Annotated in this window: 17 protein-coding genes; 1 reads left to right on the top strand and 16 read right to left on the bottom strand. The window is 63.4% G+C overall.

Annotated elements, in window-relative coordinates; translation table 11 throughout:
• Together LXM94_RS17320 and visN are read right to left on the bottom strand one after the other, a co-directional pair.
• The coding region (locus LXM94_RS17320) for an autoinducer binding domain-containing protein (RefSeq protein WP_235772724.1) at window positions 1-543 on the bottom strand (543 nt) is incomplete at its 3' end.
• Window positions 544-554: 11 nt separating this feature from the next.
• Window positions 555-1,295 (bottom strand): transcriptional regulator VisN, encoded by a 741-nt coding sequence (visN, locus tag LXM94_RS17325; protein ID WP_235772725.1) that lies wholly within the window; start codon window positions 1,293-1,295, stop codon window positions 555-557.
• Window positions 1,296-1,918: 623 nt separating this feature from the next.
• Between visN and LXM94_RS17330 the strand changes: the two genes are divergently transcribed.
• On the top strand, window positions 1,919-2,518 hold the full coding sequence (locus tag LXM94_RS17330; RefSeq protein WP_235772726.1) for an acyl-homoserine-lactone synthase: 600 nt from the start codon (window positions 1,919-1,921) through the stop codon (window positions 2,516-2,518).
• Here LXM94_RS17330 and LXM94_RS17335 read toward each other — a convergent pair.
• From LXM94_RS17335 to rhaM, 14 genes are all read right to left on the bottom strand, one after another.
• On the bottom strand, window positions 2,463-3,257 hold the full coding sequence (locus tag LXM94_RS17335; protein ID WP_235772727.1) for a helix-turn-helix transcriptional regulator: 795 nt from the start codon (window positions 3,255-3,257) through the stop codon (window positions 2,463-2,465). The genes LXM94_RS17330 and LXM94_RS17335 overlap by 56 nt on opposite strands.
• A 281-nt stretch (window positions 3,258-3,538) precedes the next feature.
• Window positions 3,539-5,224: a flagellar basal-body MS-ring/collar protein FliF gene (gene fliF, locus LXM94_RS17340; protein ID WP_235772728.1), complete on the bottom strand. Its 1,686-nt coding sequence runs from the start codon at window positions 5,222-5,224 to the stop codon at window positions 3,539-3,541.
• Window positions 5,225-5,475: 251 nt separating this feature from the next.
• Complete coding sequence (gene cheT / locus LXM94_RS17345; protein ID WP_235772729.1) at window positions 5,476-5,868, bottom strand: chemotaxis protein CheT; 393 nt, start codon at window positions 5,866-5,868, stop codon at window positions 5,476-5,478.
• Between the two features lie 94 nt (window positions 5,869-5,962).
• Complete coding sequence (gene cheD, locus LXM94_RS17350) at window positions 5,963-6,517, bottom strand: chemoreceptor glutamine deamidase CheD (protein WP_235772730.1); 555 nt, start codon at window positions 6,515-6,517, stop codon at window positions 5,963-5,965.
• Complete coding sequence (locus LXM94_RS17355) at window positions 6,514-6,903, bottom strand: response regulator (protein ID WP_235772731.1); 390 nt, start codon at window positions 6,901-6,903, stop codon at window positions 6,514-6,516. The genes cheD and LXM94_RS17355 overlap by 4 nt, the downstream gene beginning before the upstream one ends.
• The gene (gene cheB, locus LXM94_RS17360) at window positions 6,903-7,979 is read right to left on the bottom strand and encodes a protein-glutamate O-methylesterase CheB (protein WP_235772732.1); all 1,077 of its coding nucleotides are present in this window, start codon (window positions 7,977-7,979) and stop codon (window positions 6,903-6,905) included. The genes LXM94_RS17355 and cheB overlap by 1 nt, the downstream gene beginning before the upstream one ends.
• Window positions 7,976-8,884 carry a protein-glutamate O-methyltransferase gene (locus tag LXM94_RS17365; RefSeq protein WP_235772733.1) on the bottom strand — a complete coding sequence of 303 codons (909 nt, stop codon included), beginning with the start codon at window positions 8,882-8,884 and terminating at the stop codon, window positions 7,976-7,978. Before LXM94_RS17365 ends, cheB begins: the two co-directional genes overlap by 4 nt.
• The gene (locus LXM94_RS17370) at window positions 8,881-9,345 is read right to left on the bottom strand and encodes a chemotaxis protein CheW (protein WP_235772734.1); all 465 of its coding nucleotides are present in this window, start codon (window positions 9,343-9,345) and stop codon (window positions 8,881-8,883) included. Before LXM94_RS17370 ends, LXM94_RS17365 begins: the two co-directional genes overlap by 4 nt.
• Before the next feature lie 4 nt (window positions 9,346-9,349).
• Window positions 9,350-11,665: a chemotaxis protein CheA gene (locus LXM94_RS17375; RefSeq protein WP_235772735.1), complete on the bottom strand. Its 2,316-nt coding sequence runs from the start codon at window positions 11,663-11,665 to the stop codon at window positions 9,350-9,352.
• 16 nt (window positions 11,666-11,681) lie between these two features.
• Entirely contained in the window at window positions 11,682-12,047 is a 366-nt protein-coding gene (gene cheY1 / locus LXM94_RS17380) for a chemotaxis response regulator CheY1 (RefSeq protein ID WP_235772736.1), read from the bottom strand.
• Window positions 12,044-12,343 (bottom strand): STAS domain-containing protein, encoded by a 300-nt coding sequence (locus LXM94_RS17385; protein WP_235772737.1) that lies wholly within the window; start codon window positions 12,341-12,343, stop codon window positions 12,044-12,046. The genes cheY1 and LXM94_RS17385 overlap by 4 nt, the downstream gene beginning before the upstream one ends.
• A gap of 123 nt (window positions 12,344-12,466) precedes the next feature.
• Window positions 12,467-14,044: a globin-coupled sensor protein gene (locus tag LXM94_RS17390; RefSeq protein WP_235772738.1), complete on the bottom strand. Its 1,578-nt coding sequence runs from the start codon at window positions 14,042-14,044 to the stop codon at window positions 12,467-12,469.
• A 524-nt stretch (window positions 14,045-14,568) separates the two neighbouring features.
• Entirely contained in the window at window positions 14,569-15,942 is a 1,374-nt protein-coding gene (locus LXM94_RS17395) for an FGGY-family carbohydrate kinase (RefSeq protein ID WP_235772739.1), read from the bottom strand.
• A 4-nt stretch (window positions 15,943-15,946) separates the two neighbouring features.
• Window positions 15,947-16,261, bottom strand: coding sequence for an L-rhamnose mutarotase (gene rhaM, locus LXM94_RS17400; RefSeq protein WP_235772740.1), 315 nt, complete (start codon window positions 16,259-16,261; stop codon window positions 15,947-15,949).
• Window positions 16,262-16,266 lie beyond the last annotated feature (5 nt).

The following is a 16,266-nucleotide window of genomic DNA, read 5'->3' on the forward strand; positions in this document are numbered from 1 at the left end:
GGCAGGTGCCGCCTTGCGCTCGTCGGCAACGAGCATGTCGATCATCATCTGGCAGCAGCGCATATGGGTATCGATGACGATCTCGCTGCTGAGATCAATGAAACTGCCGGTGAAGACGACATAGCCGTTGCCGGCCGAGCCCAGCCGTACCGGAAAGGCAATGCCCGAGGACGACATGCCGCCCGATTCCATCTTGGAGGTGAACGGGCGCATGACGCCGTCCGCCGCCAGGCCGTCGCCCGCGCCATCCCAGAACAGCGGCAGCATCGACCGCTCGAGATGTTCCATCATCGTCGCGCCATGGCAGCGCAGCAGCTCGACCGCGCTGGTTTCCGTCTGTGCAGCCCAGTTGCTCAGCACGCAGACCAGCTTGCGGCTCGCCGGCATGCCGTTGCCGCTCACCCTCAGGACGGCGAAATGACGGGCGCCGACCATCTTTTGCATGACTTGCAGCGCCTGGACGAAATCCGTCGTCCGGCGAACCGGGCGAGAGAGCCTGATCTCCGCCCCGCTTCCCGTAGCTTTCGGCAGGCGGATGTCCATGGTCGCCTCCTTCACACCAGCCCGTTGCGCACGGCCCAGGCGATGGCCTCTGAGCGGGTCTTCGTCGCCGTCTTGCGCATCACGCTGGTGATATAGTTGTTGATGGTGTTCTTCGAGATTCCGAGGATCACGGCGATCTCGTCGCTCGTCTTACCTTCTGCGATCCAGTAGAGGCATTCGACCTCGCGATCGGTGAGGTCCAGGTCGCGCTCGGCTCGAACAACCGCCTCGCAGCAGACGCTGGCGAAATAGCCGGTCATCAGCCCGACGTCCCGAAGCTTGCTCTGCGACAGGATGAAATGCTCCTGGAAGAGAAGAAGCAGCGACATGCGCACGCGCCCGACATTGAACGCGACCACACAATATTCGCGGCTGAGACCGGCCGGCACGTCGTATGTGTCGTCGATATGGGCGAAAGCCGGCTGAAACAGGCCGAGGCACTTCTCCAGTTCGCTCATCCGGTTCTGTCCGCCGGTCGCAACCGGCGCCATCTTGCGCACCAGGTCGAACGGCCAGTCCGACGCGACCACGCAATCACTGTCCGTGTCAAACGAAAGGTCGTGCCTGACGAGGAGGAAATGCGATGCGCTGACATAGTGGGTCAGCGCCTTGAGACCGGCGGAGAGGCTGGCGCGGTCCGCGCAGCGTCCGAGATCCTGAACCAACAGTTCACGCGCACTCGTACGCTCACCAGTTGCGACGGGGAAGCCATAAGCTTCCCGGGCCGCGATATCCGACCGGATCGTGTCCATGATTAAGCCCCCTGTGCCGATTCCGCACGGAGAGACCTCACCCCCTGCTCGCCTTGGCGCCGGACAACATCCGATCACCTCAGCCGACCAAGCCGCATCGGCAGGAATCTCCAAACGAATCAGTAACTAAAGTGTACAACGACCAGACCAAAAAACTACTGTCTGCATTTCGGGATTTACTTTTGGTCGCATCCGTGAATCGATTCGAGACACGCACGCCGGACTATGCCGACAACCTCTGCAATATGGGCCCTGTTTTTTAAACCATTGATCAACAACGGCTTTTAGGAAAAACAATGGATTCGCGCCGGAAGCGTCACATTTAATTCAATTTATAATTGAATTCTCGGGATCACGGCATTTATGCGACTTTTCCAACCGTCCATGATTTTTGCTTTTTTTTAACAACTCCGTCGTTTTTCGGCTGACGCCAGAAGTCGCCCGACCGTCGATTGCGTGCTTTTCGAGTCACAGTGGGCGCGAGAATTGTCATGCGCCCCCGCAGCAGAAGCCGGAACGGTCCGGCGCAACAACCATCTTTCCGTGCATAAAAATTAAACTGCACCTTAACCGTTCATTAACCGTACAAGCAGAAAGTCTGCCCGACCATTCGGGGGGCTGGAATGATTCTCGTCATAACGCCGGAAAATCGCGCGAGACACAAACGGCAGATAGAAACCTATTTCCGCATTCGCAAGATCGTATTTCACGACACGCTCGGCTGGGACGTCCAGGTCGACGGCGACTTGGAATACGACCGTTACGACTTCATGCCCTGCACCTATATCCTTTCCTTGAACGAGACAGGCGAGGTGGTGGGCGGGCTGCGTCAGATGAGCATGGCAGGGCCAAATCTTACCTGGGAATGCTTTGCCGATATGATCCCGGATCCGGCGGCGTTGCTCTCTCCGGCGATTGCCGAAACGACGCGTTTTGCCATCCGGCCGCAGGAACGGGACATCCGGGTCATGAGCGGCGTCAACCGCACGGCGATCGAACTTTCCAATGCCTCGCTGGAACTCGGCCTGCAAAACGGGATCCATCGCCATGTCGCCGTCTGTGAAGACAATATCGTACGCCTGACGAAATCGTTCGGCATCGCCTGCGAAACCATCGGGCGGCGGGACATGGGGAACGCCCCGCCGATCCTCTGCGTCGCCTGGGAGGTCAGTGCGGCTTCGGTGGAAAAACTCGCGTGGATAAAGGAGCGTTTCGGGACGTGATCTCGACGCCCGCTTCGCCCAGCAGTCCATGGGCGATGCACTGGGTCACCATGTGAAGCGGGTTCGTGCTGCCGAGTTTATCGCAGACCTGCTTGACCGTCAGCACGACGCGATGCTCGCTCCAGTTCAACTGCGCAGCAATATCCGCATAAGCCCCGCCTTCGGCGATCAGCGCGACGCAGCGCGTCTCGTCGGCCGTCAGTTCGCATTCCTGCGCATAGTCGGGCATGAGGCAGCGGGCGCGCAGCGTCTCGAGATGGACACGGCGCGCCGTCTCTATCAGCCGGCACCGTTCATGCGCCACGAAGGCCTCGATCCTGTCGAGGCCGATGTCGAAGGCGAACATCACCGTACCGCGATATTCCGAATGGGGCATGACCTGGACGTCGATGAAGCTGCGGCCGATGCCGAAAGCCTCCGCATCGGCAAGCATTGCCCGGACCGACCCCGACGAATCGCGCAGATGATTGAGGATGCGGACTGGGTCGGCGCGCTCGTCGTCGCGGATCACCGGGTCCACGCTGAAATAATTGCGAATGGCATAATTGAGCAGCCACCGCCCGGGATAGGTGACGGAGATATAGGTCTCCTCGTGCCCGGGGCTCTTCTGCAGGAAGACATGGGCGAGGTGCCGGCAGCCGATTTCCTCGCGGTAGCGATTGAGGATCGAACAGACCGTCGTCTTCTGCCGCCCGGCGAAGCGTGACAACGGCCCGAGGCCGGCAAGAACCAGATCCATCTCCAAGCCCTCGGTATGTCGAAAACGCCAACCCGCGTCATGCGTGTCGGGCTCGTCCGGAAAGGCATCATTCCCGTCTCCGGATCGCAGCTATCCGCCACGAGACGCAATCCCGGTCGCGACGGTCCCGACCGTCGGACGGCATCGGGCGGGCTTTCGGACCGGTGCCTTAACCATATTGAACCCATTCCTAAAATCTAGGGGTCTTCTGACGGTACCAATGCAAATCCCGCCTTTCGGCGGGAGCTGCTGTGGACAATTCCGACGAGATGCGCTGCGGATTAGGCGGCCTGGTCGACAGCCCATTTGCGAAGGATCTTTGCGGCGCGCTCTTCGCTGATCTCGACCATGCGGGCGAGCCTGCGTTCCGGGCCTTCCTTGACACGGCGGTTGAAGGCGCCATCGCCGTCGTCGCCGGCATTGAGAAGGTCGTCGGTGCTGTCGAAACCGAAGTCCGCGCCGAAGCCGTCCATGAGTGCCGCTCCGCCGGCGCCGCCGACGGCCGGCGAGAAGTCGGGCAATTCCAGGCCCGCCGCGTCGCTTTCGAGCGCCGTAGCACCGCTGCCCGTGCCGCCGACCGCACGCACTGCCGGGCGGAAGCCGAACCAGACCACCAGGAAGGCGACGGCGATGAAGGCGAGCCCATTGATGATGCTGCCCAGATTGCGTGTCAGCACTTCCATGACGCCGGGGCCGGGTACCGCGTCTTCCAGAAGCTGGCTGTCGAGAAATTCCATGGCGGTCAGCGTAACGACGTCGCCACGGTCCGGGTTGAGGCCCGCGGCCGAGGTGACGATCTTCTGCATATCGGCGAGATAGGCATCGATCTTGGCCTGATCCGCCGGCTCGCCGACCATCGCGGCGACGCGGCCGCGGTTGACGACGACGGCGACGGAAAGCTTCTCGATCTTGTAGCTGTTGCGGACGGTTGCAACGGTCTTGCTGTTGATCTCGTAGTTCGTCTGCTCTTCCTTCTTGTCCGATTCGTCGCTGGACTCCGGACCGGATTCTCCCTGCGGACCACCCTGCGGGATGTTCTGCTCGACGGTGGCGGCCTTCTGTCCCTGCTGCTGGCTGGACTTCTGGTTCTCTCGCGTGACGCGAACCGACCGTTCGACACGGGATTCCGGATCGAAAAAGGTCTCCTGGGTCTGCTGCGAATCGGTGTTGAGCGAGGCCATGACGCTCGCCCGGAAGTTCTCCATGCCGAGGAAGGGCGCGAGCGCCTTCTCGATGTTGCCCTCAACCTCGCCCTGCACCGACTGCACGATGTTGAGGGCGCGATTCAACGTGCTGTTTTCCGATTCGTCTCCGGAGGCGAGCAACTGGCCGGCCGAATCGAGAATGGTGACGTCGTCCACCTCGAGCCCCGGCACCGAGGCGGCGACCAGGTGGCGGATCGAGGGAGCCGCCTTGCGACCGACGCTCGCGCCGGCCCGGATCATGACGGATGCGGTCGGCGACTGTTCGGCCTGACGGAAGTTGCCGCGATCCGGCATGACGATGTGGACGCGTGCGGCGGCGATGCCGCTGATCTGCTGGATCGTGCGGGCGATTTCGCCCTCGAGGGCCCGAACGCGCGTCACCTCCTGCATGAAGGAGGTGAGACCGAGGGAGCCGACCTTGTCGAAGAGTTCGTAGCCTGAATTGGAACTGCTCGGCAGTCCGCGTTCGGCAAGATAGAGACGCGCCTTGCCCGTCTGGCCGACGGGCACCTGCAGGCTCGCGCCGTCGCTTCCGGCGACGAAATCGATGTTGGCCTCCGCCAACGCGATGCTGATCTGGTTGAGATCGGTCGACTCGAGGCCGACATAAAGGGTCTCATAGGCGGGCTTGTTGACGTAGAAGGCCGCGCCGAGAACCATGCCGATCGTGACGATGGCGGCGCCGGCCAGCATTGCCAGCTTTGCGTGACCCAGCGACGCCAGGTTGTTGAAGATACTCTTCAGCTGTTCCAACAGATTCATTCTGTTCCCGCACGGACTGGCACAGACGGCGAGCGGCTGCTCCGGACGCCCATCATGCGCTGATTCAAAATGCCTGGACCGAACCGCAGCTACCGGTCGCGTCACGCCCCAAGAATTACGAGGATCCACCTGACCCTGGTTCCACACTAATCGGCGAAACTTGCGCGAAGCGTTTGGCAGATGCGACGAACGAAACGACAACGGCGCCCGAAGGCGCCGCGCGAGAACAGCCGAAAAGCCTGCTGTGGCCGTCAGAAGGCCTCGAAGTCACCCACGACCTTGGTGAGCGGCTGCGAATGACCGTGGCGCAGCATGCCGTTGCTGAGCGCCCGCTGCATATCGGCGAGCTTGACGAGATTGAGGGCCGTCGTCACGTCGACGATCCAGTCTTCCGGAATGCTTGCGGTGATCGTGTCGATGAACTCGGCAAGGCCGCGCGTCTTCTGGACCGCCAGATCGATTCCCTGAAGCACCAACATCCGGTCGTTTGCGTCGAGGAGCACCTCGCCGTGCACGTTGGACAGTTGCGGCTCGATGCGCTCGATCAGATAGGCCACGTCATGAAGTTCCGAAACGATCCGCATCAACACCTCAGGAAGGGCTTCTTCCATGACCGATGCTCCACTCAAATACTCAGGCTGCATGGCACCCTCACCCTTGCTCGTTGGTCCGGTCGGGCCCAGCCCCGTCGGACAGTGTTTGCGGGAGCGGCAACCGCGACGCGGCCGCCCGCCCTCGTTAGAAAAACTCGATGGACGTTTCGGCGGGCTTCGGCGCAGGCGCGGGGCGCTGCTCCATTGCCACCGTCTTCTGCGTCTCGACACCTGTCAGTGCATATTGCCGGGCCCGTCCCGTCGACGGCCAGTATTCGAGCTTGCGCCCGTGCTCGCCCCCGGTGCTCTCGCCGACGATCTGAATGCCCTCGTCCATCAGGAACTGCCGGGCGAACTTCGCGTTCTGCTCGCCGACATTCGAGAAGCGCGCAATCGTCTTGGCGCCCCCGAAGATCTTCGCCTCCAGCCGGTCGCGCCGCGCGCCCTGTTTCAGAAGGCCGTTGATCAGCAGTTCCATCAGATGCACGCCGTAGCGGGTTGCATCGCCCCCCCCGGCCATCGCCTCCGCCGAACCCGGCAGCAGGAAGTGATTTATGCCGCCGACACCGATCACGGGATCGCGCATGCAGGCGGCCACACAGGAGCCGAGGATGGTTGTCAAGACCACGGTCGGGTCGTTGACCACCTTGAACTCTCCCTGAATGACGTGAACGCGACGCGATCCGATCTCAACGTTCATTTCAGTGCCCCGAACACGGCTTCGATAGCCGCTTTCATTTTTTCAATGGTGAACGGCTTGGCAAGGACGTTGTTGGCGCCGAGCGCCGCGGCCTTCTGCACCAATGCCCGGTCGCCCTGGGCCGTCAGGATGATGAAGGCCGCCTTTTTCGTCGTCGGATTGGCTCGCACTGCCTGAAGGAAGCCGAGGCCGTCCATCTTGGGCATGTTGAAATCCGAGATGACGAGATGGTGAGGCTGCTGGGCCATGATCTTCATGCCCTGCTCACCATCACCGGCGGCGGTGATCTGCTTGAAGCCGAGCTGTTGCAGGGCATCTCCCAGCAGCAGGCGGCTTGTCACCTGATCGTCAACGATAAGAACTTTGATTTTTTCAGCGATAGACATTATTCGCTCCCTTCTCTACGGGCCGCAGTGATCTTCAAGACTTCCTCCCCGATGGAGGAGAGTGGAAACTGCTGCTCTACGGCACCCAGTTCGAAAGCCACCCTCGGCATTCCATATACGACGCAGGTTTTTTCATTCTGGCCAATGGTCCGCGCCCCTGCATGACGCATCTTGAGCAGGCCGGCGGCGCCGTCCCGACCCATTCCGGTCAGGATGACGCCCACGGCGTTGCGGCCGGCCAGTTCGGCAACCGAATCGAAGAGCACGTCGACGGACGGCCGATGACCGTTGACCGGCTCGCGCTCGAGCAGACGGCAGCAGGGCGCGGATGCGTTGACCACCTGAAGGTGGCGGTCGCCGCCCGGCGCCAGATAGATCCGGCCGATTTCCAGCCGCGCGCCATCCGTTGCCTCCTGCACGGCGGGCGCGCAGATGCGGTGGAGACGTTCCGCGAAGCTCTTGGTGAAGGTCGGCGGCATGTGCTGCGTGATCACCGTCGGCGGGCAGTTGACCGGGAACTTCTGGAGGACCGCGATCAGGGCCTCGACACCGCCCGTCGAGGCGCCGATCGCCACGATCTTGCGGCCGGCGCGATACTGGGCAGCCGCGTTCGCATTGGCCGCCACGGGCGTCTGCGGCGACATCGACGCAGCGCTCCGCGGCGCGGCGCCGGCGAAGCGGTGCTGTGAACGGGCGGCGGCCTTCACCTTCTCCGCCAGGTCGCCGAACGGACGGATGTCGCCCGGCTGCGGCTTGCCGACGCAATCGAAGGCGCCGATCTCGAGCGCCATCAGCGAGGCCTCCGCGCCGCGGTGGGTTAGCGTCGAGACCATGATCACCGGCATCGGACGGAGCTTCATGATCTTGTCGAGGAACTCGAGGCCGTTCATGTTCGGCATCTCGATGTCGAGGGTCACGACATCGGGATTGAGCTGCTTGATGGCATTGCGCGCCTCCAGGGCATCGCCGGCCTGGCCGACGACACTGACATCGGGATCGGCGCTCAGCACCGCCGAAATCAGGCCGCGCATGGTCGGGGAGTCATCGACAACGAGAACGCGCGCGGGGGACGTCATGCGTGCCTCCCGTGGTTCTTGCCCGTATAACGGTACGTCGTCACGCCGATATTGTCGAACTGGCCCTTTGCCTCACCGGAGACGCGCTCCGAATGGCCGATATAAAGGTGCCCCTGCGGCGCGAGCATGCCGGCGAAGCGCGACCAGATCTTCATCTGGGTCGGCTCGTCGAAATAGATGACGACGTTGCGGCAGAAGATGACGTCGAACGGTCCCTTGAACGGCCATTGCGCCATCAGGTTCAGTTCGTTGAACGTGACAAGCCGTTTCACACGGTCGTCGATCTGCCACTTCTGGCGGCCGTCGGCGTCCACCTCCCGGAAGAACTGCTTGCGCATCGCCGGGCTGACCGTTTCGAGTGCGCCGGCGTCATAGGCGCCGGCCCGCGCGATCGACAGGATCTTCGGGTCGATGTCTGTCGCCAGGATGCGGAAATCGTAGTCGGCAATGTTCGGCATCAGCGACAGCACGGTGAGCGCGATCGAATAGGGTTCCTGGCCATCGGAGCAGGCCGCCGACCAGATGCGTGCCCGCCCGCCGTTCCTGACCCGGTTGATCAGGTCGGGCAGAACGTCCGTCTTCAGATGGTCGAAATGATGGTTTTCGCGGAAGAATCGCGTGAAGTTCGTCGTCAGATGCGACAGCATCTCCTTGCGCGCAGCGGCGCCCGCCGGCGACGAAACGAGGTCGCAGTAGTCCCGGAATCCCCTGAGGCCCAGGTTTCGGATGTGCTTCGACAGCCGCGAATAGACGAGCGACGCCTTCGTTTCGTTCAGATAGATGCCGGCATCCGCATAGATCATCGCGGCGATCTCGGAGAGGTCCCGGCGGGTGAGCGGATATTCGCCGCTCGCCAGGCACTCGTCCGGCGACAATCTCGGGTCAATGGCCTTGGACGGCATCATGCGGCTTCACTTTCGGTATGCGGGAACAGGGAGTCGAGTTCGATCAGGCAGATCATGCGCTTGTCGATCGCAAGAATGCCGCGGGCGTAGTTCTTTTCGTTTGCGTCGGCGATGTCCGGCGTCGGCTGTATGTTGTCGTCCGTCACCGTCAGGATATCGGAGACCGCATCGACGAGCAGTCCGACCACCTTCATGTTCACCTGCGCAACGATGATGACGTGGCGGACGGTCGGCTCCGCCGGCTTCATGCCGAGACGCAGTGACAGGTCGATGATCGGCAGTACGGCGCCGCGCAGATTGATGACGCCGAGCACGTAGTCAGGGGCGTGCGGCATCGGCGTGGCGGGGGTCCAGCCACGGATTTCGCGCACCGACATGATGTTCACGCAGAATTCCTGGTCAGTAATCCGGAAAGCGATCAGCTCCCGGCCCTGCGTCAGATTCTTTACGGCGTACGTCATTTCCTTACCCGACCGCTGCTAACGACGTTTCTTGTTTGAGGGACTGTCCACGCGACGCGGCCACGACCGCATCGACATCGAGAATGAGTGCGACACGGCCGTCGCCGAGAATGGTGGCGGCGGCGATACCCGGCACGTGGGTGTAGTTGGCTTCGAGGCTCTTGATCACGACCTGCCTCTGGCCCTGGATCGCATCGACCATCAGCGCGCGCTGGCCGCCGCCTTCGGATTCCACCAGAAGGGCAACGCCATCGACCGGATTGGCCTGCGTGGAGCGGAAGTTCAGGATACGGCCGACATCGACGAGCGGGCAGAAGGAGTTGCGGATCGAGATCAGGCGCTGCGTCGCGCCGAACGAGTGGATCGCGGCGGCTTCCGGCTGGAGCGTCTCGACGATCGCCGTCAGCGGCACGACCAGGGTCTGGCCGGCGACGGTGACGACCATGCCGTCGAGCACGGCGAGCGTCAGCGGCAGGCTCATGGTGAAGACCGAGCCCTGGCCGGGCTTCGACGAGATCGAGATGCGGCCGCCGAGCGCCTGGATCGAACGCTTGACAACGTCCATGCCGACGCCGCGACCGGAAATGTCGGAGATCTTGTCGGCGGTCGAGAAGCCAGCGTGGAAGATGAGGTTGTCGATCTCCTCGTCCGACAGGTTCGCATCGGCAGCGATCAGGTCGTTGTCGATCGCCTTTTGGCGGACCTTCTCGCGGTTGATGCCGGCGCCGTCGTCGGCAAGTTCAATGACGATGCGGCCGGATCGATGCTTCGCCGTCAGGCGGACGGTGCCTTCCGGGTTCTTTCCGAGCGCCTCGCGCTTCTCCGGCGGCTCGAGGCCATGGTCGACCGCGTTGCGGATCATGTGCGTCAGCGGTTCGGCGAGCTTGTCGATGACCGTCTTGTCGACTTCCGTGTTCTCGCCCTCGGTGACAAGGCGGACGGACTTGCCCGTGGCGTCGGCGATTTCACGCACGATGCGCGACATGCGCTGGAAGACCGGCTTGACCGGCTGAGCGCGGATCGCCATCACCGAATCCTGGATCTCGCGGGTGAGCTGCTGCAGCTCCTCGAGACCCATGTTGATAGAGGAGACCCCGTTCGAATCGTTTTCGATGACGCTCTGCGACAGCATCGCCTGGTTGATGACGAGTTCGCCGACGAGGTTGATCAGGCGGTCGACGCGATCGAGATCGACACGGATGGTGGGCGCTGCGGCGGCTGCAGCGGCGGACGCCGCCGCCTGGGAGGCTGCGGGCGCTGCGGCCGGGGCGCGACCCTCGGACTTCGCTGCTTCTCTGGCGCGGCCGGCGCCGCTTGCCATCTGGAGAACATTGCTCGCCGTCGCTGCGGCTTCGACCGCAGCCGTGACGTCGCCCCCGTTGCTTGCCAGGGAGTCGTCGTCCGACGCAGAGTCCTCGGACGGCTCGTCGAGGATGGAAAGATCGAAGGGAACGGGCTGCATCGGCCGCTCGTCGTCCTCTGCCACCGCTTCGACTTCATCCTCGATCGTCCGGATGTCGAGGTCGCAATCCCATTCAGCGAATTCGAACACGGAGCGGACCCCGTCCTCGCCGCGATCCGTTTTGATCGAGATCTTCCAGGAGAAGTAGGCGTCTTCCGGATTCATCTGCTCGAGCGGCGGCAGGTCGTCCATGTCGCAGTGAATGCTCATCTCGCCGAGGCGGGAGAGATCGCGCAGCAGGAGCGTCGCGTCATTGCCCTTGGCGTAGAGATCCTTCTTCGGCTTGAACTGGACCTCGCAGTTCGGCACATAGGGCTCGACCGGCTTTTCCTCCGGAAACTCGTCGAACGAGAACGGGATGGGCTGGAAGCCTTCGTCGTTGACCGCCGGCGGGGCGACCGGAGCCGGCGCCGCGGCCTTCGGAGCAGGCGCCGCAGGCCTGGCGACGGGCGCTTCCGACGAGGCAGCCGGCATCTCGCCATTGGCCAGCGCCTCGAGCTCGCGGATGAGTGCCTTGCTGCGGGCCTCGTCGACGCCGCCGCCGTCGCGGGCGGCATTGGTGAGGTCGGCGAGCACGTCCGCCGACTTCAGCATCACCTTCAGGACGTCCTGGTTGGGTTCCAGCTTGTTGGAGCGGACGCAATCGAGCGTCGTCTCGAAGACGTGGGCGAATGAAACGAGATCATCGAGACCGAAGGCGCCGGCGCCGCCCTTGATCGAATGCACCGCGCGGAAGACAGCATTCACCGTCTCCGGATCGCGATCTCCGTCGTTCAGCTTAAGAAGACCGGATTCCAGTTCCGCGAGCTGCTCCTCGCATTCCTGGAAAAAGATCTCTTTGATTTCGTTCATATCCATCGGGAGGAACCCTCGATTAGGCGGTTACGCGCTCGATTGCATCGATCAGCTTGGTCGGGTCGAACGGCTTGACGATCCAGCCGGTCGCGCCTGCCTGGCGGGCACGGTTCTTCTTTTCCGCGTCGCTTTCGGTCGTCAGGACGAGGATCGGCACGGCACGATACTTCTCGTTGCGGCGCACGCCCTCGATGAAGCCGAAGCCGTCGAGACGCGGCATGTTGATGTCGGTGACGATGACATCCGGGTTGGCCTGCTCCAGGACCTCAAGGCCCTCGACGCCGTCTTCCGCCTGGATCGTCTCGAATCCGGCATTGTTGAGCGTCACCAGAAGCATGTTCCGGATCGTCCGTGAATCATCCACGGTAAGTACTTTTTTCTTCATTGCTGAATCTCCTTTGCCAGCAAGTGATCTATGTTCACGCCGATAAGCTGCATGGTCTTCATGAAGGGGTCGGACGCCTTCGCGAAAGTGAAGGCGAGGTTGTCCCGCTCCCACGTCCTGGCGGCCGCCATCAGCACCTGCGCGCACAGCGTGCCGACGCGCTCGACGCTGGAGGCATCGATGTTGAGATTGCTTCCCTTCAGCTCCAGAAGCTTGGCGTGCAGGGCGCCGGCCTCGTTGAGATCGAGCACCGGTGCCAGACTCAAGCTCTTCTTTGCGGACTTTTTGGCTGCCATCAGCGCGTTCCTTGTCTGCGTTCGATCGATTTCATGTCGCGGGCGGTGCCCGTCGCCGCCGGCACGGCGGACTGCCGGCTGCGCGGGGTGGAAAACCAGTGGCGCGGTTTTGCTCTGTCCATCTCACACCCCCGCGGCAATGCGGCGCGCCTGCGCCGAGGGATTGTTCGAGGCTGCCGACACCCGGGGTCCGTCCGCAGCCTCGGAATCATGGCGCGGATGAACGTGGAAGCGGCGGATCGTCCGGCCGAGTTCCAGAATGACCGTGTGAAGGTCGTCGCCCGAACGGCCGGCGCGAAGCGCCAGCTCGGCGCCGGCGCCGACGTCGCGGCCGATGCCGTCGAGATCGCTGACAAGGCTGCCGAGATTGTGGGTGCCTTCCGAGCCGTTCCTTGCGATGTCGGCGACGGCACCGTTGATTTCCGTGACCTGCCGCACGATACCGGCAATCGCGTCCTGGGTGCGGTTGACCTTCTCGACTCCGGCCTCGACCTGGGCCTTGGTGCCGGTCACGAGCTGCTTGATCTCGCGGGCGGCGTCGGCAGAGCGCTGGGCAAGTGCGCGGACCTCCTGGGCGACGACCGCGAAGCCGCGCCCACTGTCGCCCGCCCGTGCCGCCTCGATGCCGGCGTTGAGCGCCAGCAGGTTGGTTTGAAAGGCGATTTCGTCGATCACGCCGATGATCTGGCCGATCTTCTCGGCGGATGCTTCGATATCGGACATTGCGGATATCGCCTCGGTAACGATCTCGCCGCTGCGCAAGGCCGAATGGCGTGTGTTCTCGACCGCGCCCTCCGCCCGGGCCATCTCGGCCATGTTCGCCTTGAGGCCATCCGTGACGGACGCCAGCGTCGCGGCGGCGTCGCGCAGCCGGCCGGCCTGCGTCGTCGAGCGTTCCGCAAGGGATTTCGTATCGCGGCTGACCGCCTCCGACAGGTCGTCCGAGGCCGAGGCGCCCTGCGTGGCGGCATCGAGCTGCCGCTCGATCTCGCCGAGAGATGCATTCAGCTGGTCGGCCATACCGCGCCAGGCGTCGGGCATGTCGCCCTCGACCCGGCAGGAGAAATCGAGCCGGCCGAGCCCGCGCACCACCTCGCCGAACACCCGTTCGAGCTCGGCCTGATCAGCCTCGCGCTGCTCGCCGAGCGCACGATTGTGCTGATGCCGCATTTCGTTGACGCGCAGCGATACGGCGATTTCCGCATCCACCATCGCGGTCCGCACGAATGCCTTGACGAGGTCCGACAGCGCCTTGCGCCGGGCGTCGCCGCGGCCGGGCAGCAGCGATTTCGGCCAGTGGTCCTCGATCGCGCCATCGATGACATGTTCCATCACCACGGCATGACCGGCAAGCCGCCAACGGGGATCGATCCCCATCTGGCTCTCGGCATCCGACAGCACCTTGACCCGCTCGGCATAGAGACTGTCGAAACGCGCGTCCGTCAGCACGCTCCAGTGGGAGGCGTGCAGGTCATGGAGACGGTCGATCTGGCGCTCGCTCTGGAAATGGCGTGCCGCATCGGGGAAGGTCTGGAATCGCTGGAAAAGGTCGCGCAGCGCTGCTTCGACGCGGCGCTCGAGCGTCTGACGGTTGCTGCGCAGGATCTCGCCTTCGCGGGCGTCGATGCCGGCAAATCTCAGACGGTCGCGCAGGCTGGCCGCCTGTCCCGTTCGAGCCTGTTCTGCCGGCGTATCCTGCACCTTACATCCCCATGCAACGACGCGACGATCCCTCGGGCCGGAGGCCCGCTTTGGATTTCGCACATGGGGGCTGCCTTCACGCGGCGCGCCACAGATGGCTCACGCCAAACCGAATGACCGATGCATGACTTTTGCGGCCCACCGTCCATGACCAAATCCGGTGAAGCAATACCGGGCTGAAACCGGTACGGCGGGGTGGCGTCATGCCTGCTTGGGAAACCGTTCAAGCTCCCATTCCGACGTGTGTCCCAATGTTTATGGTTAATTCCTTGCCCGAAGGTTAATATTTCGTACAACGCTCATACTTCTCTTGAAATGAAAGCATTTGACGAAATTCAAACATACGCAAGCTACGCGCAAGCTCCGTGGCGCAGGCTCGTTCCGTTGACAATGCCGTCACATGAGGATCGAGCAATGATTGTTCTGGGCCTGAGCGCATTTCTCCTCGCCGCCACGACGCTGATCGCCGTCACCCTTTTGATCGACATAGAGCGGGCGCAGTCGGTCGAGGCCGAGCACCTCTTCTAACCAGCCGTTTCCACGGCGCGTCGCCACGCCGCCGCATAGCCGGCCGCGCCGGGAAGCGACCTGCCCTCAAAAGGCGCCAGCGGCGGCGCTGGAACCGTGTCGGCCGCGAGACAGGCCGCGCCGGCGCTGGTGCCAGTCGCGCCGCCCCCGGTCAGGACACGCCGCCCCGTCGCCGCCTCCAACATGACAAGATAGGCCTCGTTCGCAGCGAACGGCCCCTCCACGATCACCGGCCCGCCGGCGCCGATCAGGTCGAGGCACGTTGCCGTCATCAGGGCGAGGTGGAAGGCTATTACCACCTGAGCCTCGTCCTCGGACAGCTCTTCGCGCGGCACGGTCCAGCGAGCCTGCCGGCCGCGAAACGGCCCGGAATCGTCCGGGATCGCCGGCAGCAACATGGCACCCTTCTGCAGGACAGCGTGCAGCGCCCTCCCGGAAACGGCGGCGTTCGTACCGCCGAGCAGCGCGAAGGCCCGCCCGCCCATGAAACGCGCGGAGGGGACAGGCTCGCCGAGCGCGTTCACGTTGACGAGCGTGTCGCGGTTCTCGTCGAGCGGAACGTCGCGCCCGCCCATGGCGAGCACGACGACCCAGGTGCCTGTCGATACGACAGCATAGGGCGGCGGCATGGTGAGGACATAGGGCAGCAATGAGGCATTGGAATCGTGGATGCCGCAATGGACCGGCACCGCCGGCGACAGGCCGGTCGCCGCCGCGATTTCCGGCAGCAGCGGACCCAGCACGTCGGAGGCCCTTCGCACCGGCGGCATGAGCTCCAGCCAGCCCTCGTTCCTTACGAGACGCGAGAAGCGACCGTTGCGCGGCTCCCACAGATCGGCATGGCAGCCGAGCGACGTCACCTCGCTCGCAGCAACGCCCGTCAGCCGGAAGGTCCAGTATTGTGCATACATCAGGATATGCCGCGTGCGGGCGAAGGCTTCCGGAAAGCGCCTGGACTGCCAGTAGAGCTGCAGGCCGGCATTGAGGCCGCCCGGCAGCGTCGGCGTGCCGGTCTCCTCGAAGCGCGGACGGACCCGCGCGAAGCCGGCGAGCACGTCCTGCGGGCCGGGATATTCGTAGTCCAGAACCGGAAGCGCCAGCCCGCCGGCGGCGTCAACGAGAACCGCCGTCGCGCCATGCGTCGTCACCGAAATCGCGTCGATCGGCCGTTCTGTGTTCAGGGCCGCCAGGCTCTCGCGGATGAAGGACCAGAGGCGGTCCGTATCGTGGTGCGGATAGGGCCCGGCATCGATCACGCCGTTCGGCGTGGTGCGGACCGCGACATCCCGAAGCGTCGTGCCGTCGACGAGAACGACCTTCGCGTTCGTCTTGCCGATATCGATGACGGCGATCGTCTTCCCCTCGGTCATCCGGTCATTCCATGTGGAAGACGGTGACGAGCGGCACGGCAACCGGCTCGTTGTCCGGCTTCGTCTCCATGATGTCGGCCATATGCGCCCACCAGCGCTTCATGACAGGATGGTCCGGCAGGCCGACCATCCTGTGATCGTCGCGGCGCCAGAGCACGCCGAAGAGCAGGTTCGTCTCTTCGTCGAGGTGGATCGAATAATCGGAAACGCCGGCATCCTTCAAGAGGGCGGCGAGTTCCGGCCAGATCGCGTCATGACGCCGCTTGTACTCTTCGGCCATACCGGGATTGAGGCGCATGCGGAAGGCGTATTTCTCCATGGTGC

Source organism: Rhizobium alarense, assembly GCF_021555155.1.
In the GTDB taxonomy this organism is placed as follows: domain Bacteria; phylum Pseudomonadota; class Alphaproteobacteria; order Rhizobiales; family Rhizobiaceae; genus Rhizobium_D; species Rhizobium_D alarense.

What these genes read in the sequence shown, in the direction of transcription:
- visN (WP_235772725.1), bottom strand. Translation starts at nt 1,295, where the DNA reads ATGGACACGATCCGGTCGGATATCGCGGCCCGGGAAGCTTATGGCTTC.
- LXM94_RS17330 (WP_235772726.1), top strand. Translation starts at nt 1,919, where the DNA reads ATGATTCTCGTCATAACGCCGGAAAATCGCGCGAGACACAAACGGCAG.
- LXM94_RS17335 (WP_235772727.1), bottom strand. Translation starts at nt 3,257, where the DNA reads ATGGATCTGGTTCTTGCCGGCCTCGGGCCGTTGTCACGCTTCGCCGGG.
- fliF (WP_235772728.1), bottom strand. Translation starts at nt 5,224, where the DNA reads ATGAATCTGTTGGAACAGCTGAAGAGTATCTTCAACAACCTGGCGTCG.
- cheT (WP_235772729.1), bottom strand. Translation starts at nt 5,868, where the DNA reads ATGCAGCCTGAGTATTTGAGTGGAGCATCGGTCATGGAAGAAGCCCTT.
- cheD (WP_235772730.1), bottom strand. Translation starts at nt 6,517, where the DNA reads ATGAACGTTGAGATCGGATCGCGTCGCGTTCACGTCATTCAGGGAGAG.
- LXM94_RS17355 (WP_235772731.1), bottom strand. Translation starts at nt 6,903, where the DNA reads ATGTCTATCGCTGAAAAAATCAAAGTTCTTATCGTTGACGATCAGGTG.
- cheB (WP_235772732.1), bottom strand. Translation starts at nt 7,979, where the DNA reads ATGACGTCCCCCGCGCGCGTTCTCGTTGTCGATGACTCCCCGACCATG.
- LXM94_RS17365 (WP_235772733.1), bottom strand. Translation starts at nt 8,884, where the DNA reads ATGATGCCGTCCAAGGCCATTGACCCGAGATTGTCGCCGGACGAGTGC.
- LXM94_RS17370 (WP_235772734.1), bottom strand. Translation starts at nt 9,345, where the DNA reads ATGACGTACGCCGTAAAGAATCTGACGCAGGGCCGGGAGCTGATCGCT.
- LXM94_RS17375 (WP_235772735.1), bottom strand. Translation starts at nt 11,665, where the DNA reads ATGGATATGAACGAAATCAAAGAGATCTTTTTCCAGGAATGCGAGGAG.
- cheY1 (WP_235772736.1), bottom strand. Translation starts at nt 12,047, where the DNA reads ATGAAGAAAAAAGTACTTACCGTGGATGATTCACGGACGATCCGGAAC.
- LXM94_RS17385 (WP_235772737.1), bottom strand. Translation starts at nt 12,343, where the DNA reads ATGGCAGCCAAAAAGTCCGCAAAGAAGAGCTTGAGTCTGGCACCGGTG.
- LXM94_RS17395 (WP_235772739.1), bottom strand. Translation starts at nt 15,942, where the DNA reads ATGACCGAGGGGAAGACGATCGCCGTCATCGATATCGGCAAGACGAAC.
- rhaM (WP_235772740.1), bottom strand. Translation starts at nt 16,261, where the DNA reads ATGGAGAAATACGCCTTCCGCATGCGCCTCAATCCCGGTATGGCCGAA.